This is a genomic window from Ferruginivarius sediminum (assembly GCF_003344765.1).
Lineage (GTDB): Bacteria > Pseudomonadota > Alphaproteobacteria > Kiloniellales > Rhodovibrionaceae > Ferruginivarius > Ferruginivarius sediminum.
Genome location: NZ_QPMH01000012.1, coordinates 91,034 through 112,485 on the forward strand (window position 1 = coordinate 91,034; position 21,452 = coordinate 112,485).

Consider the following 21,452-nt stretch of genomic DNA (forward strand, 5'->3'; position numbering starts at 1 on the left):
TAAGCATAAATGGCGGCGCTCCACCGCCACCCGGATTACGGCCGCAAGTCCGGACCCACGCCGATGATAGCTGCGCTAGGCATAGACCGCTGTGCCGGGATAACCACGAAGCCGCGGTCACCTGAAACCGGTTAATCGATCCGCTGGGGCCATGGGCTCTGCAGGAACGAGACAGCCCTCGAACGAACAGAGCCGGATTATGATGCCTGCCATACGCATTCATTGGAAGGTATGAGGATACAAAGTTCAAGGATCCTAAAGACCCCAGGACCCGCTGCCCAAAAAACCTGCCAGTTTGCGCTTCAGCAAACCTTCGAATGCCCGGCGACCGCATATGCCTCCATAGGCGGCAAGAGAAAATGCCGTGGGGACACTGAAGGAGTGAAGGCAATGCAGGTCGTATCCAAACTGGCTTTGACGGCCGGCACAATGGCGCTGGCCATCGGCATCGCGGCAGGCGGCGGGGCAGTGCCCGCCATGGCCGGCGACAACGAGCAGGCAGCGCCGGTCAGCATCGTTCGCGCGCCGGACGATATACCGGGCCCGATTGGGGAGCGCGAGAACAGGACCGTCCGGCTGACGCTGGAAACCACCGAGGTGGTTGGGCGTCTCGACGACGGCACGAGCTTCCGGTACTGGACCTTCAACGACACCGTGCCGGGACCGTTCGTCCGGGTGAAACAGGGCGATACGGTGCAGGTGACGCTGGAAAATGCCGAGGGTAGCTGGATGTATCACTCGGTCGACTTCCATGCCGTCACCGGCCCCGGCGGCGGGGCCGTGGCGACACAGACCGCGCCGGGAGAGGCCAGGACATTCTCCTTCAAGGCGCTGAAGCCGGGGCTTTACGTCTATCACTGCGCCACCCCGATGGTCGCCCAGCACATTGCGAATGGCATGTACGGCATGATCCTCGTCGAGCCCAAGGAAGGCTTGCCGGAGGTGGACCGCGAATTCTACGTGATGCAGGGCGAAATCTATACCGAACAGGAGCTGGGTACACGCGGTCAGTTGACCGAAAGCTATGAAAAGCTTCTGGACGAACAGCCGGAATACTATGTCTTCAACGGCGCCGTCGGAGCCCTCAGCGATCAAGCCCCATTAAAGGCCAAGGTTGGAGAGACGGTCCGAATCTACTTCGGCGTCGGCGGCCCTAATAAGACTTCTTCCTTCCACGTGATCGGCGAGATCATGGACAAGGTGTACAACCTTGGCAGCCTGGCGACCGGGCCCGTCGAGGATGTCCAGACAGTCAGCGTCGCACCGGGGGGTGCAACGGTTGCCGAGGTCAGCTTCGAAGTGCCGGGCGAATACCTCATCGTCGACCACGCCTTGAGCCGGCTTGCCCGCGGCCTGGTCGCTCGGATCGACGTCGAGGGCCCCGCGAATCCGAAGGTCTTCAAGACACGCGACCAAGTCGCCGCTGTGGAGTAGATCCGGCGGTCGAATATACTCTGGGCGGCAAGGGGGTTATCGCGCACCGAAGCGCCCTTGCCGTCTTTTCGTTGCATGGGGGAATCGGGGACCAAAGGTATCATTAGGGTACCCTAGAGTTGTTCCAAGGCCCTTTTTGCGACGATAGCGGTAAGGGTTTCTCCACATTGCCGGGATACTGCTGCCCCATTTCAGCCACAGCGGTCTGTGCGCATGGCTCGATGACCGGTATGGAGCAGACCGTGGGTCAATCGCAAGCAGGCCTCAAGCAGCCCGGTGATGGCGGAAATATCGGCCAAGGGTTATGTGAGATTGTTAGCCAAGTCTGGAGACGCAAATCCCGCCACGTAAAGGTATCATCTGAAGGAGATCGGTAGATGCTTAACGATGAAAACAACAATCCGAGAAAGATCTTTGGCCGTGTCGAATGGCCAATAGGGCTGCTGTTCGCCACAGTACCAGTATTGATCATCGTGGCGATCGTGAAGAACGCAGGCGCTGTATTCTGAAAGAGAGGCAACGGAGGCTGACATGCGCATATTGATCGGGCCGAGCATTCGCGCACTGGGAATGCGGCGATGTCCGTAAAAATCGGGCAGCGGATGAGTAAACATATCGTCACGCGAACGCCGCATTTCCGACATATGAAAAGCACAGAATGTTGCTCCCGTTAACTGGAATTCAGCAAACGGGAGCCCACAATGAATATCCGCGATTCGATCACATCCCTGAAACCCTATGCGCTCGGGACAGCCGTAGGCGCAGTGGGGATAGCGATTATCGGCTTCAGTGCGGATTGGATTGTGACTACAGGCACCATGAACGAGAAAGTTCAAGCCGCCAAGGTGTCCGCGTTGGCTCAGGTATGTGAGACGAATGCCCTTGCCCACTGGAAGGAACAAGGCAAGAAGGCCAGTGCCTTGGAGGGCTGGGACAACGATGCTCGCGAGAAGCTGGCCAAGCAGTTTGCTCCAACAACGGCCAAGAAGGCCGATTACCAGGATGAGATCGTGGATCAGTGCGATGACCTCCTTCGGCCAGCGTAAGTGGCGCGGAATCCGGAAAGCAGAAAAGGCGGGCCGTCGCGCCCGCCTTTCCTCGTTCGACCTGTTGCTTACCTTCGCGGTTCTCTCGGCGGCACTCATCTCAACGGCTTGGTCGCAAGACCCCTCGTGCGAGATCAAACCTTACGCCGCTTGCTCGGGCGTCGATCTCGGGTCGATGGACCTGAGCAACGCGGATTTGGCCGTAGCCCGATTCGAGGACGCAAATCTCGAAACGGCCCAACTTGTCCGCGCGGACTTGAGCGGTGCCTATTTGACCGACGCAATCCTGCGCAGGGCGAACCTGACCGATGCCAACTTGCAAGGTGCCCGGCTCAAGAATGCAAACCTGGAGGCGGCGATCCTGCGGCGGGCAAGCCTAGCCGACGCGAGACTGGATGGGGCCAACCTCCGCGATGTCGATGCCCAGAAGGCCAGATTCGAGGGTGCAAGCTTGCGGAACACCGATCTGAGCGATTCCGATCTGCGAGGCGCCGTGTTCACCGGGGCGCGACTGAGCGGTGCCAACCTTGAGGGCGCAAACATAACAGGTGCTCGGTTCAAGGGAAGCGAATGGCAGCCTGCCGCAGACCTGTCGGGCGCCATTTGGATCAACGGAGTAATGTGCGATTCGGGATCGGTCGGTACTTGCAATCAATTTGCCCCACAGTCGGATGGCCTGACGCTCGAGGATAGCTCCGGCCTGATTTTGCGGCGGGCACCAATCGGCTAAGAAAAGACCCTTCTAGCGCGAAAGATGGGTATCGTAGCAGTCGGGCTGGAAGGTCCGATCATGGCGTTGGAGTTGCCTGTTCACTGAACGACTGGCAGCATCCCGCAGGTCGTTCCTTTTCATTCGATCCGGGCAAATGCAGAAAATTATATAATGTTAAGCGGAATCCATGGCGAAAATGGATTTTTATCGGTCGGTTCACGCGTACAACCAGTTGCTCGATCCGTGCACGTTGCTGGCAGGAGGGAGAGAGCTGCCAAATGCGTGTGTGAAAAGACGTGCTGTCGATTGCGCCGCTGCTCGTGCTGCTGACGTCCTACATCATGGTGGGATTCGCGTTCGGTCGGTACATGCTGCCATTATTGGCCCCGGATATGATCGAAGACGGGGTGATCGGTTACGACGGCTTGGCCGCGATGACGTCCGTCAACCAGATCGGATACCTGGCCTTCTCCTTCCTGGGCGGCTTTCTTGCGCGCCTCGTCAATCCGAAGCTTCTGATCGTCGGCTCCGTAGGGTTGACCGGGCTGTTCCTGTGTGCGCTCGGCGCGGTGCGGGAGCCACTCGTCATCGGCGTCCTCGTGGGCACACTCGGCGCCCTTACGGCGACGACCTGGGTGCCGATGGTGCGCCTGATCCAGCATGCGATCGACGAGCGGCTGCATGGCCGCGCGCTGGGGATCATCGGCAGCGGCACGGCCTATGGCACCGCGATTACAGGCGCCCTGGTGCCGGTCATCAACAGAACGTTCGACTGGACGATGTCCTGGTATGTCTTTGGCGTCGTGGCTCTGGTGCTGACCGTTGTGGGACTCGTCGTGGTGCCCGACGTGCCGCGACAGGAGGGCCAGAAGCAGGGAAGCGGCAGAGGTCGCTTTTCCAGCTTTTCGCGCCAAGCGCTACGGGTCTATGCAATGATGTTTCTTTCCGGCGGCGGCCTGACGGTCTTCCTGACTTACTTCGTGCCCTATGTCCGCTCGGACCTCGGCATCTCTTCGGAGCTGAGCGGGCTCGCCTGGAGCCTTCTAGGTCTTTGCGGGATGGCAAGTGGTGTGCTCGTCGGGCAACTCGCCGATCGGACCTCGGTTCGTGAGGGCCTGATCTACGGGCACTTCGCGATGATGCTGGCGATCATGACAACCCTGTTGTGGCCGTCGGCCATAACCGTGGTCGCGACCGCTTGCATTTTCGGTCTCGCGTACTTTGGAACGTTCGGCATGTTTCCGGCCTATGTTTCGAAGATGGTGGCCGAGAGAGATGCAAGCTCGACCTACGGTATCGGTAACCTGTGCCTGGGCTCTGGCGCGGCGCTGTTCAACTTCGTCGGCGGCACGATCAAGGCGCAGACGGGATCTTTCGAGCTCATGTTCATTGTTTCCTGCGCGATTGCCATAGCGATCATGGCGCTTGCCATGCGGATCCAGAGTGACCGGCGTGACGAACCGGCCATGCCGGACGCGCCTTGCGGCGCTGAATCGTCGATTGAAGGTAAAGTGGAAGATGCCGTATAATTGCGACTTAAAATTGTTTGCGAGTCGCCATGCTTGCTTTGCTTCGGACGGGAGAAACTCGAATGATAAAGAGATTTGTGGCGGTTGGAGTGCTCTTGGCCGTCAGCCAAGTGCCTGCGGTGGCCAGCCCGAATTCGCCGGCGCCTGAGGAGGTCACGGACGCCATCGGCCACCTGGGCCCCGTGCCGATCCCGGCCGACAACCCCATGACCGAGGCGAAGGTCAAACTGGGCAAGCGCATGTTCGAGGACGCGGCGCTGTCGGGCGACGGGTCCGTGTCCTGCGAAAGCTGCCATTTGCCCAATCACGGATTTGCCGTGCCGCAGAAGCTTGGGCCGGCTTATCCATCAAAGGCGGAAAGGCGCAATTCTCCCACTCTGGTGAACGTGGCCTATAACCTTCCGCTGATCTGGGATGGCCGTGCCGGTGCGCTCGACAAGCAGCCGCTCGGGTCGATGGGCAATGTCCTTCACATGAACAACAACCACGATCTTATGATCGAAACGATGAAGACCGACCCGTCGTATGTCTTGGCCTTTGAGGACGCGTTCGGGGATGGCGAAATCACGAAGGAGCGGATCGGCAAGGCGATCGGTTCTTTCGAGCGCACGCTCGTTTTCGACGACAGCCCGTTGGACGCCTACATGCGTGGCGACCGAAACGCGTTGAGCGACGCCGAAAAGCGTGGCCTGACCATCTTCATGGGCAAGGGCAACTGCGTCGTTTGCCACAACGGCCCGAACCTGAGCGACAACAACTTCTACAATCTCGGTGTCCCCGACGCGCATGTGACCAGCGAGCCGGCTGTTATGGCCTCGATTCGCTTCGATGCCAAACGCAATGGCTACGAAGGCTGGGCGGATCTCTCCGAGGATCCGGGCCGAGCGCAGATCACCAAGGATACCACCGACTTTGGCGCCTTCCGCACCATGGGCCTGCGGAACATCGCGCAGACCGCGCCGTACATGCATAACGGCGCCTTCGAGACGCTTGAGGAAGTCGTCCGCTTCTATGCTGCCGGCGGTGGGGACCATGCCAACAAGACACCGCTGATGCAGCCGTTCGAGGTTTCGGAGCAGGAGGTGGACGACTTGGTCGCATTCCTCAACGCGCTGACGGGCACACAGCGACAGCCCGAATACGCCAGATAGCGTCAGGATCAAGTCGCGGTCGTTGGCCCTGGCGGCACGTCGTCGTCGGGGTCGAGGAGTTCGGCGTCGATGACCTCGATGTCCTCGTCCTCTGACGGCCTGCGGCTGCCGATTTCGGTCACGTCCAGCTTGGCGGGGACGCCGCCGGCAGAGCCAGCGTGTCCGGCACTATAGGTGTCGGTTTCCCGTTCCCGGTCGACCGATGGAGCGTTGCGCCGACCTTGGCGCTGCGGCTTGCGGCTACGGAAGACGACCGTCACGCTTCCATCGGTGTCCGGCAGGGTTATGGAATCGCCTTCATCTTCGGGATTGTCCTGCGCGCCTGGAGCCGACAGGCCGCCTAGATCGACGCGAGCGTCCTCGTCCACGAGCAATCGCACCGCATGATCCGCAAAGCCGTCGGGTACGGCAATATCGCCGCTGAGCACATGTTGTCCCAGGGCCGGAAGCGGCTTGTCGGGGTTCAGCCCCAAGGCGCGGATCAGGACGCGGTATCCCGCGGCTCTGTCGATCTCGGGCTGCGTGGCGGGATCGCGGGCGATATGGCGGCGGCGCAGGCGTAGCCGGACCTCGTCCCAGCCGAGGCGCGCGGCCCCATGAAGAAGAATCAGCACGGCACCGACGATGAAAACGGCGGGGGTCATCGGGAATCCCAATGCCGTCAGGACAAGCGCCGTGCCGACATAGACGCTGACCTCGCGCTGCCAGAAGGCTTCCGTCAGAAAGGCGCGGATTCCGAGCCTGCCGAGATCGATCTCCGCTTTCCGGCGGATGACGCTCGGCACCTCCGCCCACACCGCTTCGGCTTCCAGCGGCCCGTTACTGGTGTGAAGTCTCGAGTCCTGCGGCAGCATACGGGCGAAGCGAAGCTGTAGTTCCGGCGCCTCGGCGGGGCCGGCCACCGCGAAGACGGCGCGCGGCGGCGAGGCTTGTCCTCGCGCGAAAACGGCAATGTTGAGATCCAGTTTCCATGCATCGACGACTCCGATCCCGCGGCGCTTCAGCGCAGACAACGCGGCGCGGGCGGGGTTGCGACCGCGCACGCGCACACGTTGCGCATTCGCCTTCAGGCAGCTTTCGCCACGGCCAAGCGCGGCGTCCCACTCGACCGGCTCGGGCCTTGCCTCCGATTGCGCGGATTGCGGCGGTTGCATGGATGATCCGATGAATGTCCCCTCAGGCTCGGTTTAGGCACGAATTCGAGAACATTCCGTTAACCATTGCATTGAATTTATCAGGCATCCGCGCCATCTCGTGTTCAGATTGTTCGCAGTTGCGAAATGTGGTATATTTGGCGTTGCTTCAGGGGGCAGGGTGACGCTTCATGGCGCGTGGCATCTGGCATTCTCGGGCACGAGTCTCGAGCCCGCGACATTGACCGCGACCCGGCAGCGATTCCAGACATACCAACACAGGCATACCGACGAGGAAAAGACGCGTGAGCGACAACCCGCCAACCGACCATCGTGATATAACGCCGGTGACCATCGAGGAGGAGATGCGCCGCTCCTACCTCGACTACGCCATGAGCGTCATCGTCAGCCGTGCCCTGCCCGACGTGCGCGACGGCTTGAAACCGGTTCACCGCCGCATCCTCTATGCGATGAAGGAGGGCGGATACGACTACAACCGCCCGTACCGTAAGTCCGCGCGCATCGTCGGCGACGTCATGGGCCAGTACCACCCGCACGGCGATGCCGCGATTTACGATGCCATGGTGCGCATGGCGCAGAATTTCTCCATGCGCCTGCCGCTGGTGGACGGACAGGGCAACTTCGGCTCGATGGACGGCGACCCGCCGGCGGCCATGCGGTACACCGAGGCCCGGCTGGCCCGTGTCGCCAGCGAAGCGCTGCTCGAGGACATCGACCGCGACACCGTCGATTTCCAGGACAACTACGACGAGACGACGAAGGAGCCGACGGTCCTGCCGGCGCGCTTCCCCAATCTGCTGATCAATGGGGCGGGCGGCATTGCGGTTGGCATGGCAACCAACGTTCCGCCGCATAATCTGGGCGAGGTGATCGACGCCTGCTGCGCCTACGTCGACGATCCGGGTATTGATGTAACGGGCCTGATGGAACATCTGCCGGGCCCGGACTTCCCGACGGGCGCCCTGGTCGTGGGCCGCAAGGGTATCCGCGACGCCTACCACGCCGGGCGCGGCTCGGTCGTGATGCGGGCGCGAACCCATACCGAACCGGCGCGTAGCGACCGCACTGCCATCGTCGTGACCGAGGTGCCTTACCAGGTCAACAAAGCCCGCATGGTGGAGCGTATCGCCGAACTGGTGCGCGACAAGGGCATCGACGGTATCGTTGACCTGCGCGATGAGAGCGACCGTGACGGCCTGCGCGTCGTGATCGAATGCCACAAGCATGCCCAGGTGGACGTGGTCCTGAACCAGCTTTACCGCCACACGCCGCTGCAGACGACCTTCGGCGTCAACATGCTGGCGCTGAACGGCGGCCGGCCGGAAATGCTGTCGCTGAAGGACGTGATCGCGGCCTTCGTGCACTTCCGCGAAGAAGTGATCACCCGGCGCACGGCCTATGAACTGGCCCGCGCGCGCGAGCGCGCGCACATCTTGGTGGGCCTCGCCATCGCCGTGGCGAACCTCGACCCCGTAATCAAGCTCATCCGCGAGGCGGCGAGCCCGGACGAGGCGCGCCAGGGCCTGATCGCAAAGGCCTGGCCGGCGGACGCCGTGGCGCCGCTCATCGCCGTCATCGACGAGCCGGGCCACCGCGTTGCCGAGGACGGCACTTATCGCCTTTCACCCGAGCAGGCCAAGGCGATCCTCGACCTTCGCCTGCATCGCCTCACCGGGTTGGAGCGCGAGAAGATCGAGCACGAGCTGAACGAGATCGTCACCAAGATCCAGGAGTACCTGGCGATTCTCGGCTCCCGCGACAAGCTGATGCAGGTGCTGCGCGACGAGCTTGTCGAGATCAAGGAGCGTTACGCCAACCCGCGCCGCACCGAACTGCAGGAAGGCGAGTTCGAGCAGGACGACGAGGACCTGATCCCGCGCGAGGAGATGGTCGTCACCGTCTCCCACAACGGCTACGTCAAGCGCGTGCCGCTGTCGGCCTATCGCGCGCAACGGCGGGGCGGCAAGGGCCGCTCGGGCATGTCGACGCGTGAGGAGGACTTCGTCGATCAGGTCTTCGTCTGCGATACGCATACGCCGGTGCTGTTCTTCTCGTCGCGGGGTATGGTCTACAAGCTGAAGGTCTACCGCTTGCCAACCGGCACGCCGGCCTCGCGCGGGAAACCCTTCGTCAACCTGCTGCCGCTTGAAGCCGACGAGACGATTTCCATCTGCATGCCACTTCCCGAGGACGAGAGCACCTGGGAGCAGATGTACGTCATGTTCGCCACGGCCAGCGGCAATGTCCGGCGCAACAGCCTCAGCGACTTCGTCAACGTCAAGGCGAACGGCAAGATCGCGATGAAGCTGAACGAGGGCGACCGGCTGGTTTCCGTGCGGGTCTGTGGGGAAGAGCACGACGCCCTGCTGGCGACCGCCGGCGGCAAGGCGGTACGTTTCCCGGTCACCGACGTGCGCGTGTTCCGCGGCCGGGACTCGACCGGCGTGCGCGGCGTCAGGCTGGGCAAGGACGACCGCGTCATCTCGATGTCGATCCTCCATCACGTCGATGTGACGATCGAGGAGCGCGAGGCTTACCTTCGCTATGCCACGGCCCGCCGTCGCACGACGGAGGACGAGGCGCCCTGCACGCCGCAGGACGTCGGCATCGAGATTCCGTCCGAGCGCATCGCCGAGCTGGAGGAGCAGGAGGAGATGATCCTCTCCGTCGCCGACGACGGCTTCGGCAAGCTCACCCCGGCTTACGAGTACCGTGTGACGAACCGGGGCGGGCAGGGGATCGCCAACATGGACCTCGCCCGCAACGGCGTGCAGCGCGAGGTGGTGGCGGCCTTCTCCGTCGATCTTGGCGATCAACTCATGCTGGTGACCGACGGCGGGCAGCTTATCCGCTGTCCGGTCGAGGGCATCCGCGTCGCCGGCCGGAATACGCGCGGTGTGCGCTTGCTTCGGGTTGCCGACGGCGAGCGCGTCGTCTCGGTCGCGCGACTGGCCGAACGCGATATCGAAGCCGCGGCCGAGGACGGCGACGAAGGCGCCGATGCCGAGGGCGGCAGTGAGAGTGTCGTAGAGAATACCGTCGCCGACACGGGCAACGATGGCGACGGGCCAGTTAGCGGCGCGGCCGGCGAGGAACCGGAGGATCAGGAATGAAGCAGCGCGGGCCGCTTGTCGGCGTCTACCCCGGTACCTTCGATCCGATCACGCTTGGCCACATGGATATCATCAGCCGGGCCACCAAGGTCGTCGACCGCCTTGTGATCGCCGTGGCGACGAACGCCGGCAAAGGCCCGCTTTTCTCCGCCGATGAGCGGGTGGAGATGGTCCGCGAGGAAATGGACGAGCTGGAAACGAACGGCGCAGATGTGGAGGTGCACGCCTTCGATTCGCTGCTGATGCATTTCGCGGTCGATGTCGGCGCCAGCGTTATCCTGCGTGGGCTTCGTGCTGTCTCGGACTTCGAATATGAGTTCCAGATGGCCTGCATGAACACGCGGATGAATCCGGAGATCGAGACGGTTTTCCTGACGGCTTCGGAGCGCCAGCAGTTCATCTCCTCCCGCTTCGTGAAGGAGATCGGCTCCCTTGGCGGCGATATTTCCACCTTTGTCAGTCCACGCGTAGCGGAGCACCTTGCCCGGCGCTTCGCCAGGGAGGGCGAGGATACCGCCAAGCTCGCCGGCCGGACCGCGGCGGAACACTAGGGCGAACCCTCGCCCTTCCATGTTGACCGCGGCCCCGGCTCGACCTATCGTCCGCCCCGCGAATCGCGCCAAGCGCGCACGGCGAGCCCGTAGCTCAGTTGGTAGAGCAGCTGACTTTTAATCAGCGGGTCGCAGGTTCAAGTCCTGCCGGGCTCACCACCTTAACCCCCGATAAAACCAGCAAAAATCACATTCCGCCGAAAGCGGCGACGGGTGGGGTTTGGCAAATAGGTTGCAGTTTAGGTTGCAGCGGCAGGGACTTCCTTCCAACACGGCGCACGCCATCGCCTAGGTGGCGTATGGAAAAGTAACCCGTTTTTTCCGTTGCAAACTTCGCGGGGGAAGGTTTGGAATAGGCGGACCAGCCGGGAGGTGCTAGCTCCCGACTGGCCCTAACCCCACCCGCCTGCATGGAGGCAAGAGGGGCTATGCAATACATAGCAGCGCATCAATCGATTCGCAGCCTCCCGGCAGGCCCATCAACGGGAGGTTCTTATGACAACAAAAGTTAATCGCCGCACGGCCCTTGTTTCCGGTGCCGCCGCCGCTATCGCCGCAGCGGTGCCCGCCACGGCCGGAGCGAGTGTTCTCCAGAACAACGAGACCAGCACTGGTCCACGCTACTCTGACGCCGCTCGCATGGTTGCCGAGCGGATGCCGCTCGATGCCCGCGCCTGGATCGACACCGCCCGAAGCCTTGGGGTCTCCCTAACATTCGGCCGTGGGGGGTATTACGACGAAGGAATCGGGCGCATCCCGTCCGACCAGCTTCTTTTCCTGGCTTGGTGGCGGAATCGGATCGGAGCCGACGTCATCGGCAAGGCGCTAGAGGCTGAAAGCGTGATCGGCCCGAACGACCGGCGCCTGATGGAGTTGGAGCGTCGCTGGTATGCGCTGGAGCGTCAGAAGGAACGCGAGACGGCGCGGCTTGGCGACAATGTCGTTGATCGTCGCGACCAGATTCTGACTTTGCAGGATGTCATTCTCCAGCGGATGGTCGACACCCCGGCGGATACGATCAGGGGCGCCGAAGCTCGCGCCGCCATCTGCCGCGTCGAGGCGGAACTGATGTTCTACGACAATAACGGTAACTGCCACGCCGATGTCTTCGAGCGCGGCATGATTGCCACGCTTTATGACGTACAACGCCTCGCCGGGGAGGGTTGAACCATGCCGATCACGCGCAGGAACGCCCTCACGGGCGCGACAGCGGCGGCGGTAGCGTCCGCACTGCCGACTGCCGGGGCGATGGCGAACGCCGCTCAGGGGCCGAATGACGCCCGGCTGTGGGCGCTGTGGCGACGGTTCGCGGCCGTCCACGCCGAAGTTGATCAGATCGAATCTGAATACGACCGGATCGACGGGGGGATGCCGCCGGAACTCCACTCGGATCGCATTCGGCAAGATAGCCGCGCCGCGCTGAACCGGGGCGATCAGCAAGCAGCCGTGGCGATCTACGACGGGCGCGAGAAGGCCCGCCGCCAGTGGCAGGTCGACGCTGGCCTGGATCGCCTCCGGGCGCGCGAAGACGCCTTGTTGGCCGAAGGGCTGCACATTGAGCGGCAGATGGCCGACATCGCGGCGGATTCCCCTGCCGGCGCTGCGGCTCAAGCCAAAGTGCTGCAACACTGGCGTGAGGTCGACGGCTTCGAGGCTTGGTGCCCGGACGTGTGCGGCCGTCTGGTCGACCGCGTGTTTGAGGCCGTCATGCGTGCGGCCGGGGAGGTGTAGTCATGGCTATCGACAAGAACGCAGCCCTCGCACGCCTTGAGGTGGTCGTGAACACCTTGTCCACCTGCCATGTCGCGGATGGCTTCAAGTTCGACCACCAGCTTGCCGAGCAAGCCCTCGACTACCTGCGCGGCCAAGCACGAGGGGAGCCGCACACGGATGAGACGTTCGAGCCGTTCCACGAGTTCATGTGCCGCTACAACCAATCGTTCGACTACGTCATCAGAGGCGACATGCATTGCATGATCGCGGAACTTGCAGCGGCATCCGTGACGGGGAGGGCCTGAGCCATGCCTGAGTTCGATCATCGCCAATGGAACGATCTGCTTTACTGCCTGCAAGACGCGGCCCATGCCGCCGATATGCTGCGAGACGGCCTCATTGAGTTCGACCGCAGCGGACTGCCCGAAGCCGACAAGGCGGAAATGGATCGCCTCGCCTACCTTGCGCGGCAACTGGAGCGGCACATTCAAGAGGCGGACAGGTTTGCGGAGAACCCGCAGACAAAAGCCGCCTGACGCCATCCCCAATCCCTGTATCTGCCCCGTCGCTCCGTGCGGCGGGGCTTTTCCTTCACGGCGCATCCCGCGCCCACATCGCCCGGCGGAAGGAACTATACGAGCGGCTGCATCCGGAGACGCGGCAGGGTGGTGCTCCAGGTAAAGCCGGCGGAGGAAAGCAGACGAAAGACGAAAAGTTTTCGTCCTTCGCGGCTGACTCGGCATCGAAGACTGGGAACACCGAGCGCAGCGTCCAGCGGGCGGCCCAGTGGGGCGAACCAATCCACACACTCGTACGTTTCTCTCGACGCCCTTATAAGTTGATCTCGCTTCTGACAATATAGACATTCAATATATCATCAGTAATATCTATTAATATTATATCAATCATTAAGCACGGCGTTTAATTCAGCGATATTTAGTACTTTATGCTGAGATGCCATATGCTTAACTTCACTTCGCAGCTGGGGGGTTAAAGCACCACATTGCCCGTTATCGCTATTGAGGGCGTCGGAAACTCTATCTTTGTCAAATTTGGCAACAAAAGTCGTGTCAATATATGATCTATATCTAAGGAATGTGGCTTGATAATTTTCAATTTCGACCGCGTATTTACGAGCTTTCCGGCCAACCGGTGGGTCCGAGTTGATAAATAAAAACCAATATCTTTTGGGACATATGCATATACAATATTTAAAATGAGGTTGTCGTGACTCAGGATACCAAATGCTTAAAATGTCCCACTTTTTCAACAAAACGCGTCATCTATTCTGCTGCAGTTGAAAACATAATATTCGCCTTACCTGAAAGCTCATCCAAGGCTGCGCCCCTCTCCTCGTCATTATCGCCAAACCACAACGAGATATCCATCTCGTTGTTTAAACCAGGCTTTTCCCAAGCTGCTTTATAGGACCGGTCTTGATGGGACAGTTCGCGCAATCGGCCGAAGGATAAATGGATATGCTTTTTCAGCGACCACTCAAGATATTCAACATCGCTTCCACTAAGCAAATCGAATGAGTTTTTCCCTTTGGAGTATACCTTGAGCATATTATGCTGGCGCTCTATCAGTACGCGCTCATTGAGCTTTTGAACAACCTCATCCGGTTCAGCGTCACAGTTCTTCAGCAAATCATATACGAAGGACGGTACCGGACCATGCTCCATTGCGACAAAGCGATCGCCGGAAATTGGGCGACCCCAGTCCAACAAATGCTCCCGGTCCGCAAAAAAGAACACTTTACAGACGTAATATTGGGTAATTCCCGGCTGACGTTGTGCCAGCAGATCCACCCCTTGGATGCACTTGTCCGGATTCACTGGGAATCGGATTATGTCTTGCACGAACTTCATCTTGGTTCCGCCCCGTCGCAAGTACTCGCCCGAAAATCTGCGACGCCTCTCAACTTGCAGTCCAGAGCTTACATAGCATCCGTTTACGCTTCGTGTAGGTTGCAGGGTGACACAATGGGCCTCGATTTCCAAGTGCCCACATCTGATAAGTGGCTTGGCGACTCTGAATCGTCAACGGGTGTTACCGTGTTAGATATAAACCTTCTCATAATATTCCCGAACCACGTTGGCCACCTGCACTTGCATATATCGTCGAAGCTCGGACCGCTATCAATCCACTGGCATGTTTCCAGCATCCGCGTTCTCCCGCCGTGCGACCTCGGTCGTCTGCCGCAGCTCCGCGCAATCGCCTGTATCCGCATACTCCTGAATCAGCCGCGCATACCCTTCCGCCCGCTCCACGGCCCCGAGGTCGCCGCCGGTCACGAGGGCCGCGTGCATCGCCAAGGCGCGGATGGTGGTATCATTCGCCATAGGCGCTCACGATCCGCTGCACGGCACGTTCAAGGTTCCGCAGGCTATCGCCACGGCCTTGCTCGTTGATCGTCCTGCACGCCGTCCTCAGAAGCATGGCGAAGGCTTGATGCCGTTCCTCCGCCTGTGCCGGGGTGACGTCGTTGCGATAGCTCTTGTCCGGCATGGCGCACTCCCGTGTCATGCCCCGGCGGGTGCCCTTTACCCACCCGCCGGGGTTACGCGCCGCGTCCGGCTGGGCGTAAAAGCGCGGCACGTTCACTGTCTCACAGGCCCCGGCAGCTTGTTCCGGGTGGTCATCACGTCCGCCAGCTCCAGCGCGTTCGCCGTTTCCCGCAGGAAGCGGACGCCTTCCGCACGGCCTTCTTCTTCGACAATCCCGAACAACCCCGCCATGAACAAAATTATGTCGCACTGTTCCCAGGCGTATTGGGGGTATTGCTGGAGAAACGATTTTTGCCATTCGTTGCGGACTTCGGCGCAACCGCTCCACATCTGTTCGAGGTGCTTGGCGAGGTCTTTCACATCATCATGCATGGCGACGGCCTTTCCGCTGTTCCCGCTCCAGGCGCCGCCGCTCGGCCCTGGACAAGCCTTGCGGCGCCTGCGGTGTGTTCTGCCTTGCTTCCGGCGACTTGCTGGCGAGAGGACGGACGGTGCCACCAATGGCCGTCACGAGATTGTTGTAGTTCGGATATCGGTCGATGGTGCGCACTTCGATGGAGCCGGGCCGCAACGTCGCCGCCTGCACCTCGCCGCCGACGTAGTTGCCAAGGCCGTTCTCCGCCGCAGCCTTGTATTGCGCCTTGCTTGCCCGCACCACGTCATGGACGCCCGGCTGCGAGGTCGTCCACTGGAACCCGACAACGTTTGCCGGTGGCGACATCATGTCCGAGTTCGGGTCGAAGAACATCGGCGCGAAGTCGGATTCGATGTTGTGGAAAGCGAGGCCGCGATAGACTTTGAGACTGTACGAGTACCCAATAACGAACGCCTCCATCATCTCGTCGGGCGTCGTGGTCGCGAATTCGGCCATGCTGATGATGCGGGCCGTGCGCCCGGTCCTGGTCATGTAGCGTGCAAAGCGCCTGCGAAAAATCTCCTGGCCGCGTTCGGCAAGGTCGTCGACGCCGTTTGGCAGGGGTTCGGCCAGCAACTCGCAATATGCGTCGGCAAGCGGCTCCCGCGCGCCCCGGCCGCCGATCACGGCATCAATGTGCGGCAGCGGGAATAGCTTGCTCGTGAAGCTGTAGAACTCGCCGTCCGCTTGGAAACAGGCGGTATCGGTACAGACGTGCGCGGTCTCCGGCAAGATCACGGCCGCGAAGATCGTCATGCCAGTCTCCCGCCGCCAACGGGGGCACAACAAACGGGGGTGATGAACTTCTGCATGGCAATCGCCCCCGCCAAATTGGCAAGACCCCGGCGGGCGACATTGATCATCTCATCCCAGAAGTCACCAAAGCTGTTGATCTGCCCGTCGAACAGGCGGTCGAAGGCACCCGTCACGGTGGACTGCGTGTCGCGAACGATCTCCCGCACGGACTCGCTGGCGATCTCCGCCATGCTTTGCATCCTGAGACCGAGATCACGCGCGCTGCCGGCGAGATCGTCGCTGGTCTTCGACGCCTTGGCCTGTTCCTCTCGGAACGCCTGCATCTGGCGTTCGGCATCTTGCAGGCGGCGGAAGTTTTCGGCCCACTCCGTCCCCTGTTTCGAGGTGATATCGATGTTCAAACGCTGGGCGGTGTTGACGAGGTCGATCTGATCCTTAACCCGCTCGTAAGCATCTCCGCCCTGGTTACGCAGTACATCAGCCAGAATTTCCGCCTGACGCGCCTGCTTCGCCATGGCGTTCGTCTGTTCGACTTGGTTCTCCCGGAACTCTACGACGTTGTCGTTAATGGCCGAGACACGCTGGCCGAGTTCCTGCATCCGCGCCGATGCCTTCGGCAACTCCAGTGCATTCACCACAAAGTCGCTGATGGCAAGGCCGAGCGCGCTGGTCGGTTGTTCCGCCGCTCCCGCCGCTGCACTGAACCTGTTCAAGCCGATTGCCCCTTCCACGAACAGTCGGCCAAGCGGATCGGCTTCTCGGCGGAGAAGGCCGATCTTGCGGCCAAGCTCGCCTCGTTGCTGTTCAAGTTGTGCGATGGCTTCGTCCAGGTCCGACAGCCCCAGGAAGCGGAGCGCGTCCTCGACCGGCCCCGCGGTTTCGCGGAGATTGCGCATCCCCTGCAAGCGTTCATCGACCTTGGCCAGCTCCTGCGCCAACTCCGCCGCCTTGGCGCGATCCGATAACTGATCGATCAGGCCCAAGCGCTGTGAGAAGCGTTCCAGGCCCGTCAGCGCTTTCGGCAAATCCTCAAGGATTTGCGAGAACAGGCTGTCGAGTTGCGGCGCAACCTGCGCAACCGCCGAGGTCAACCGCGCGGACATGACGTTGCCGAGCGCGTCCATCCGGCTCCGGGCCGATTCCGCGTCCTCGATCAAGGATTTTTCGATCACGATGCCAAGCTCATTTGCCTGCTGTCGTAGACTGCGCATCGCGCCGATGCCGTTGCCGAGCGCGGCCGCGAGTTTTGGGCCGACATCTTCGCCAAATAGGCGGCTGGCCGTCGCCGCGCGTTCGCTGGCGTCCTCCATCTTCGAAAGCTGGACAAGCGCCTGCTCCAAGGCGCCGTTCGTCGTCTGGCCGATGTCCACCCCGGCCCGGTTGAAGGCTTTTCCAAATTCGGCGCTACCGTTCTTGGCCTCACCCAGGCGGCGGTTGAAGCGCCTGAGTGAGTCATCGACCTTGGCGGTTTCCACGCCTTGCTGGGAAAACGCGAAGCGTAGCTCCTGGAGTGTTTTCGTGCTGATGCCCGCCGCCGCCGACATCTTCCCGATGGCGTCCGCAGCGGACAGGCTCTTGCTCACCAGCGCGCCGATGCCGCCGACGCCCGCCGCCGCGACCAGCGGCCCGATGGCGCCCTTCAACGAGAAGAACGATTTGACGGTTTTCTGGACGCTGCCTGTCATCCTGCCGAACGATTTGTCAACTTTGGACAGGCTCTGGTTGATCCGCGCTGTACTCGACCGGGCCGCCTCGGACGCCTTGCTCATGTCGCGCTGGAACCCTGCCGAGTTTGCTTGCAGATCAACGAAGATGCTGGCGATGGTTGCCATTATTCATCGTCCTTTAGGTTGAGCCGCTCCGGCTCGAAGGCCGCCGCCGGCAGCCGCTTCCGCTCGGCATCGGTCAGGAGGTTGTGGCGGTCCAGGTACGCGGCTTCGGATTCGATCAGCGGGGGGTCGTCAGGATCGACGGGGATGCCGCAGCCGTGAATTGCCGCGTTATCATCGCTCCACCACGAGGTTGGGACGCCGAACGAATAGGTATCTTTCAGGGCAGGCAACAAGGCGTCCGACGGTTGCCCGGTTCCGCCGACTTGGCGGCGCGGCTCTGGTGCATCGAAGCGCCACCAGCCGTGCGGCCGCGTGCCCGGATGATCGCGGATATGCGCGGCAAGGATGTCATCGCGCAGCCGCTCCCACATCGGCTTCACATAATGGTCAATCGGAAACCACGGATAGGTAAAATGCCAGTCGCTGGGCCGCACGTCGCCGTCGACCAGATGGCGGCGCACGACTTGAAGCTCGGCATCGTCCCTGCGGTTTCTGACCCTGCGGCGCCTGTTGGTTGCCATGTCTAACTCCCCGGCGGCCGTCCGGGGCCGTCGTTCAGCGGTTCCAAATCAAGATTTAGGGACTTGAGCGCCTGGATCATTTGCGAGCGCGAATCCCGTTCGGTCGTCACCGACGGGTGCGCTTTTTTCTGGTCGAAACGGTCGAGAATGACGGCTCCGTCTGCGGCGATGGTCGCCTGCGCCTCGCGCATTCGGTCGAAGGCTTCGAGCGCCGTTTGCAGCAATAAAAAAGCGGCCTCGTCGTCAAATTCGTAATCCGCGACGAGCTTTTTCCACCAGCCGCGCGCCTCGTGGCTTAGTGTTTTTGGCGGATTTCTGCGCTTTTGTGCCGAACTTTTCAAAGCAAATCCTTAGTTTTGGCTACACGGAGGTTCCGCGCCGCTCCTGGCCGCTTGCCTGACAGGTCTTGACCCACCCCCCCCCTCTGAGGATGTCCGCGATGTCCTGTTGGTCGTCGTGCGACATGCTGGCGATGCGGTCCCGCAGAGCGGACAGGGCGCCCGTTGCTCTTGTGTCGCGATACTGCTGAACGAGCCGCACAAGGTATTCGTCACCTCGTTGCCGTGCCCAATCGACCAGGGCGCGCATTCCTTCCACGTTCTGGTAGTCGAGCACGAGCGGCGGGACAGCGGCACTTGCACTTGCACCGCCATCCCGCTCATTCATCTCGTGACCTTCAGTGGTACGACCACGGCCGCAAAGGAGAGGCGGCCCGCCGCTGTCGCTGTTCTTGGCCCCGGACACCTGCGACTGGTCCGGCCGCCGCAACTCAGGCTCAGGAGTTTTTTGCGGGGTAAAGGAGCTAATCATGAGCGCGCTCCAGGATGGTTGAGAGGCTTTCGAAACTGCGATCCACATGAAACCGGGCGGCGCGGCACCGGAGGTTGCCCGATGCGACGGCCTCGCGGAGCGGCGGCGCGGACGCGGCGTTGGTGATCCACGCGGCTGTCTGGCTCATGCCGGGTTGTTCCGTGAGGCTGATCTCGGTCAGGTCCGCCTCGTGGACGAACACAACCAACTCCCCGGCAATGGTCTTGTTCGACACACTGCGGCGGAGGCAGCCGACGGACAGGCCGCAGAGTCTGCCTTCGCGCACCTCCTCGAACAGGCGCTGCCCGGCCTCGCATTTTGGCGTCCAGCGGATGCCGAGGCCGTGGGGGCCGTCGCAGACTTCGAGGCTGCCGTCGGCTGTGCTGCCGTAGGATTTCGCCTTGTTATGGCTTTTCCGCAGGTTGATTGGCCGGCTGCCCTGGAGGGCCTTTTCGAATGCGCCCGGCAGGTAAACGACGTAATGGCCATCGCGAGCTGCAGCCCTCCGATACGACATCGCCAGACCTTGGACTGCGGGCATCGGCTGTTTGCCGACCGGCGGGGGCGCCATTTCCGGGGCACCCGCGCGAAGGCGCGCTTGCGTGAGTTGGTGGAGGCGGTCGGCATCCGCCATTGCGAGCGGGGAGAGGTGGCGATTCACGTCTTGATCCCCTTCACGATGTTTCGGTTCAGGTTCCCGTCACGGATATGTCGCGCAAGCTCCCGGCGGATGGCGCTGGTGTCGGCATTCAGGACGCCAAGCTGGCCGAATGAGACGTTGGCGTTGCGAAGCTGCGCCTTGAAATCCCCGTACGCGTCATAGGCGCGGATCGCCTCGGCCAGCGCCTTTGCCGCCTTGTCCCGCAGGCGGTCGTGTTCCGGCTTCACCTGCCGGCAGATTTCGTCCGAGGCAACTAGACGTTCTTGCTCGATCTTGTCGCGAAGTTGTCGACGTGCTTGCCGGCAGGCGCGGATTTCGTCATCAATCTCGATCAGGCGAGGAAACGGGTTATCCGGCTCTGCATCAACCTTCGGGCTAGCGTAGCCATTGAGGAGTTCGGCGGCGCGGTCATCGGCGGGGCGACGCTGCCGGCTACCAACCTTGGTACGCCATTCCTGCTCACTGTGAATCTCCTGTCGACGCAGGTCAGCGGCGATCTGGTCGCGCTCTTGGTCGAGGCGCTTCTCCATGTCGCTAAGTTCGGCATCCTTTTCCAGAAGCGCCGCGTATTCGGTCGTCGTGTCTGACAGCGAGATATGCATTCCGTTCCCCTTTATTCGCACAACCACGATATCCGATGGGGATAGGCGTGTCGTGGGATTTTACTAGACGCTCCCAAATTTTTTCCGATACTTGCGCCTAAGCCTGTCTTCGACGGATTCGAGTGCCGTGATGCTGTTCATCGTCGCCGCCGTCTTGCGCGCCGCATCGCGGATACTTCGGGCCTTGCCGGATTCGAGGAGCCATCGCATTTCGTGCAGGGCGGTTTCGTCGTCGCCGCAAGGTTGGCGTCCGCCGTTCGATCCTCTGATGTGCCCGGCCGCGCGGCTGTAGCGCGCATCGTTGGTTGCGGCTGCGAGTTGATCCAGAAACTGTGCGGCGGCGGCGCGGGCGCTGTCGTGTCTGTCGAGGTCGAGGCGCAGCCGGGCAAGGCGCCTTCCGTCCGTCATGATTCCTCCATCAGCCAATGTTAATTCAGCGTTCGCGATGTTACGGTTTAGCAAACCAGAGGTTCGCCGCCGCTCCACCGCGACCAGCCGTCAGCGATTGAGGGCACCCCCGTCGTCACAGCTCCATCACCCCGACCGTCGCGCCCATTGCTTCGGCGAGGTCGGCCAGCGCGGCATCGCGGCCCCGCCGATACTCTCGCCACTCTTTGCGGCTTAGGCGTCGCGGCCTGTCTGGCGACCATTCGCAGATCATGTTCGCGACCTCGCCACGGCGTGGCGTTTCCACGCTGAGCGTCACGGTGCGCTTGCCGACGCGGAAGGTGCGAACAATCGCTGGCTGTTCGGCTGTCATCATGAGTCCGTCTCCTGGCCGTCAAATGGGGTGGCCAGCCGCCCCAAAGGCGGCCACCCTTCTCCCCCGTAGGGACCTTTGCGAAATGGGCGAGGTGTGATTCCCTGCTTGTGGTTGGCGCAGTGAGGTTGGAATGGCGTTGAAGCGGACGGGTCAGTTGAGCTTTGCCGAGGCGTTTCAGT

At 61.6% G+C, this 21,452-nt stretch carries 26 protein-coding genes and 1 tRNA gene; 13 read left to right on the forward strand and 14 right to left on the reverse strand.

Annotated features, from left to right (window positions below; translation table 11 throughout):
- The first annotated feature begins 390 nt into the window (after nucleotides 1–390).
- The 6 genes from nirK (at nucleotide 391) to DRB17_RS13265 (ending at nucleotide 5,872) form a co-directional block, all read left to right on the forward strand.
- Nucleotides 391–1,434, forward strand: coding sequence for a copper-containing nitrite reductase (gene nirK / locus DRB17_RS13250; protein ID WP_114582693.1), 1,044 nt, complete (start codon nucleotides 391–393; stop codon nucleotides 1,432–1,434).
- Between the two features lie 377 nt (nucleotides 1,435–1,811).
- Nucleotides 1,812–1,943, forward strand: a complete 132-nt coding sequence (locus tag DRB17_RS20865) for a hypothetical protein (RefSeq protein ID WP_277738576.1) — start codon at nucleotides 1,812–1,814, stop codon at nucleotides 1,941–1,943.
- A gap of 192 nt (nucleotides 1,944–2,135) precedes the next feature.
- Complete coding sequence (locus tag DRB17_RS20340) at nucleotides 2,136–2,480, forward strand: hypothetical protein (protein WP_161958813.1); 345 nt, start codon at nucleotides 2,136–2,138, stop codon at nucleotides 2,478–2,480.
- Nucleotides 2,458–3,210 carry a pentapeptide repeat-containing protein gene (locus DRB17_RS13255; protein ID WP_161958814.1) on the forward strand — a complete coding sequence of 251 codons (753 nt, stop codon included), beginning with the start codon at nucleotides 2,458–2,460 and terminating at the stop codon, nucleotides 3,208–3,210. Before DRB17_RS20340 ends, DRB17_RS13255 begins: the two co-directional genes overlap by 23 nt.
- A gap of 278 nt (nucleotides 3,211–3,488) precedes the next feature.
- The gene (locus tag DRB17_RS13260) at nucleotides 3,489–4,721 is read left to right on the forward strand and encodes an MFS transporter (protein ID WP_114582695.1); all 1,233 of its coding nucleotides are present in this window, start codon (nucleotides 3,489–3,491) and stop codon (nucleotides 4,719–4,721) included.
- Between the two features lie 62 nt (nucleotides 4,722–4,783).
- Nucleotides 4,784–5,872, forward strand: coding sequence for a cytochrome-c peroxidase (locus DRB17_RS13265; protein WP_161958815.1), 1,089 nt, complete (start codon nucleotides 4,784–4,786; stop codon nucleotides 5,870–5,872).
- 8 nt (nucleotides 5,873–5,880) lie between these two features.
- Here the strand turns inward: DRB17_RS13265 and DRB17_RS13270 are convergent, their stop codons facing one another.
- Nucleotides 5,881–7,026 (reverse strand): hypothetical protein, encoded by a 1,146-nt coding sequence (locus DRB17_RS13270; protein ID WP_114582697.1) that lies wholly within the window; start codon nucleotides 7,024–7,026, stop codon nucleotides 5,881–5,883.
- Nucleotides 7,027–7,310: 284 nt separating this feature from the next.
- Here DRB17_RS13270 and gyrA point away from each other — a divergent pair, with 284 nt between their 5' ends.
- The 7 genes from gyrA to DRB17_RS13305 all read left to right on the forward strand — a co-directional run bounded on the left by gyrA (nucleotide 7,311) and on the right by DRB17_RS13305 (nucleotide 12,939).
- The gene (gene gyrA, locus DRB17_RS13275) at nucleotides 7,311–10,139 is read left to right on the forward strand and encodes a DNA gyrase subunit A (RefSeq protein ID WP_114582698.1); all 2,829 of its coding nucleotides are present in this window, start codon (nucleotides 7,311–7,313) and stop codon (nucleotides 10,137–10,139) included.
- On the forward strand, nucleotides 10,136–10,690 hold the full coding sequence (gene coaD / locus DRB17_RS13280; RefSeq protein ID WP_114582699.1) for a pantetheine-phosphate adenylyltransferase: 555 nt from the start codon (nucleotides 10,136–10,138) through the stop codon (nucleotides 10,688–10,690). The genes gyrA and coaD overlap by 4 nt, the downstream gene beginning before the upstream one ends.
- Nucleotides 10,691–10,773: 83 nt before the next feature.
- Nucleotides 10,774–10,849 (forward strand) — tRNA-Lys (locus DRB17_RS13285).
- Between the two features lie 336 nt (nucleotides 10,850–11,185).
- Nucleotides 11,186–11,857, forward strand: coding sequence for a hypothetical protein (locus DRB17_RS13290; protein ID WP_147274908.1), 672 nt, complete (start codon nucleotides 11,186–11,188; stop codon nucleotides 11,855–11,857).
- Nucleotides 11,858–11,860: 3 nt separating this feature from the next.
- Complete coding sequence (locus tag DRB17_RS13295; RefSeq protein WP_114582701.1) at nucleotides 11,861–12,421, forward strand: hypothetical protein; 561 nt, start codon at nucleotides 11,861–11,863, stop codon at nucleotides 12,419–12,421.
- A gap of 2 nt (nucleotides 12,422–12,423) precedes the next feature.
- Entirely contained in the window at nucleotides 12,424–12,708 is a 285-nt protein-coding gene (locus DRB17_RS13300) for a hypothetical protein (protein ID WP_114582702.1), read from the forward strand.
- A 3-nt stretch (nucleotides 12,709–12,711) separates the two neighbouring features.
- A complete protein-coding gene (locus tag DRB17_RS13305; protein WP_114582703.1) occupies nucleotides 12,712–12,939 on the forward strand; it encodes a hypothetical protein in 228 nt (75 codons plus the stop codon).
- Between the two features lie 747 nt (nucleotides 12,940–13,686).
- Here DRB17_RS13305 and DRB17_RS13310 read toward each other — a convergent pair.
- The 13 genes from DRB17_RS13310 to DRB17_RS13365 all read right to left on the reverse strand — a co-directional run bounded on the left by DRB17_RS13310 (nucleotide 13,687) and on the right by DRB17_RS13365 (nucleotide 21,273).
- The gene (locus DRB17_RS13310; protein ID WP_114582704.1) at nucleotides 13,687–14,274 is read right to left on the reverse strand and encodes a Panacea domain-containing protein; all 588 of its coding nucleotides are present in this window, start codon (nucleotides 14,272–14,274) and stop codon (nucleotides 13,687–13,689) included.
- Nucleotides 14,275–14,544: 270 nt separating this feature from the next.
- Complete coding sequence (locus tag DRB17_RS13315; RefSeq protein WP_114582705.1) at nucleotides 14,545–14,748, reverse strand: hypothetical protein; 204 nt, start codon at nucleotides 14,746–14,748, stop codon at nucleotides 14,545–14,547.
- On the reverse strand, nucleotides 14,738–15,004 hold the full coding sequence (locus DRB17_RS19980; protein WP_147274909.1) for a hypothetical protein: 267 nt from the start codon (nucleotides 15,002–15,004) through the stop codon (nucleotides 14,738–14,740). Before DRB17_RS19980 ends, DRB17_RS13315 begins: the two co-directional genes overlap by 11 nt.
- Nucleotides 15,005–15,006: 2 nt before the next feature.
- Nucleotides 15,007–15,285, reverse strand: a complete 279-nt coding sequence (locus DRB17_RS13320; protein ID WP_114582706.1) for a hypothetical protein — start codon at nucleotides 15,283–15,285, stop codon at nucleotides 15,007–15,009.
- The gene (locus DRB17_RS13325; protein ID WP_114582707.1) at nucleotides 15,278–16,084 is read right to left on the reverse strand and encodes a hypothetical protein; all 807 of its coding nucleotides are present in this window, start codon (nucleotides 16,082–16,084) and stop codon (nucleotides 15,278–15,280) included. Before DRB17_RS13325 ends, DRB17_RS13320 begins: the two co-directional genes overlap by 8 nt.
- Nucleotides 16,081–17,916 carry a hypothetical protein gene (locus DRB17_RS13330; protein WP_114582708.1) on the reverse strand — a complete coding sequence of 612 codons (1,836 nt, stop codon included), beginning with the start codon at nucleotides 17,914–17,916 and terminating at the stop codon, nucleotides 16,081–16,083. Before DRB17_RS13330 ends, DRB17_RS13325 begins: the two co-directional genes overlap by 4 nt.
- Entirely contained in the window at nucleotides 17,916–18,377 is a 462-nt protein-coding gene (locus tag DRB17_RS13335; protein WP_147274910.1) for a hypothetical protein, read from the reverse strand. The genes DRB17_RS13330 and DRB17_RS13335 overlap by 1 nt, the downstream gene beginning before the upstream one ends.
- Before the next feature lie 62 nt (nucleotides 18,378–18,439).
- Nucleotides 18,440–18,778, reverse strand: a complete 339-nt coding sequence (locus DRB17_RS13340; protein ID WP_114582710.1) for a P27 family phage terminase small subunit — start codon at nucleotides 18,776–18,778, stop codon at nucleotides 18,440–18,442.
- Between the two features lie 19 nt (nucleotides 18,779–18,797).
- Nucleotides 18,798–19,103: a hypothetical protein gene (locus tag DRB17_RS13345; protein WP_114582711.1), complete on the reverse strand. Its 306-nt coding sequence runs from the start codon at nucleotides 19,101–19,103 to the stop codon at nucleotides 18,798–18,800.
- Nucleotides 19,104–19,239: 136 nt separating this feature from the next.
- Complete coding sequence (locus tag DRB17_RS13350) at nucleotides 19,240–19,908, reverse strand: HK97 family phage prohead protease (protein ID WP_147274911.1); 669 nt, start codon at nucleotides 19,906–19,908, stop codon at nucleotides 19,240–19,242.
- A complete protein-coding gene (locus DRB17_RS13355) occupies nucleotides 19,905–20,510 on the reverse strand; it encodes a hypothetical protein (RefSeq protein ID WP_114582713.1) in 606 nt (201 codons plus the stop codon). The genes DRB17_RS13350 and DRB17_RS13355 overlap by 4 nt, the downstream gene beginning before the upstream one ends.
- Before the next feature lie 63 nt (nucleotides 20,511–20,573).
- Entirely contained in the window at nucleotides 20,574–20,918 is a 345-nt protein-coding gene (locus tag DRB17_RS13360; RefSeq protein ID WP_114582714.1) for a hypothetical protein, read from the reverse strand.
- Between the two features lie 115 nt (nucleotides 20,919–21,033).
- Nucleotides 21,034–21,273: a hypothetical protein gene (locus DRB17_RS13365; RefSeq protein ID WP_114582715.1), complete on the reverse strand. Its 240-nt coding sequence runs from the start codon at nucleotides 21,271–21,273 to the stop codon at nucleotides 21,034–21,036.
- Nucleotides 21,274–21,452 lie beyond the last annotated feature (179 nt).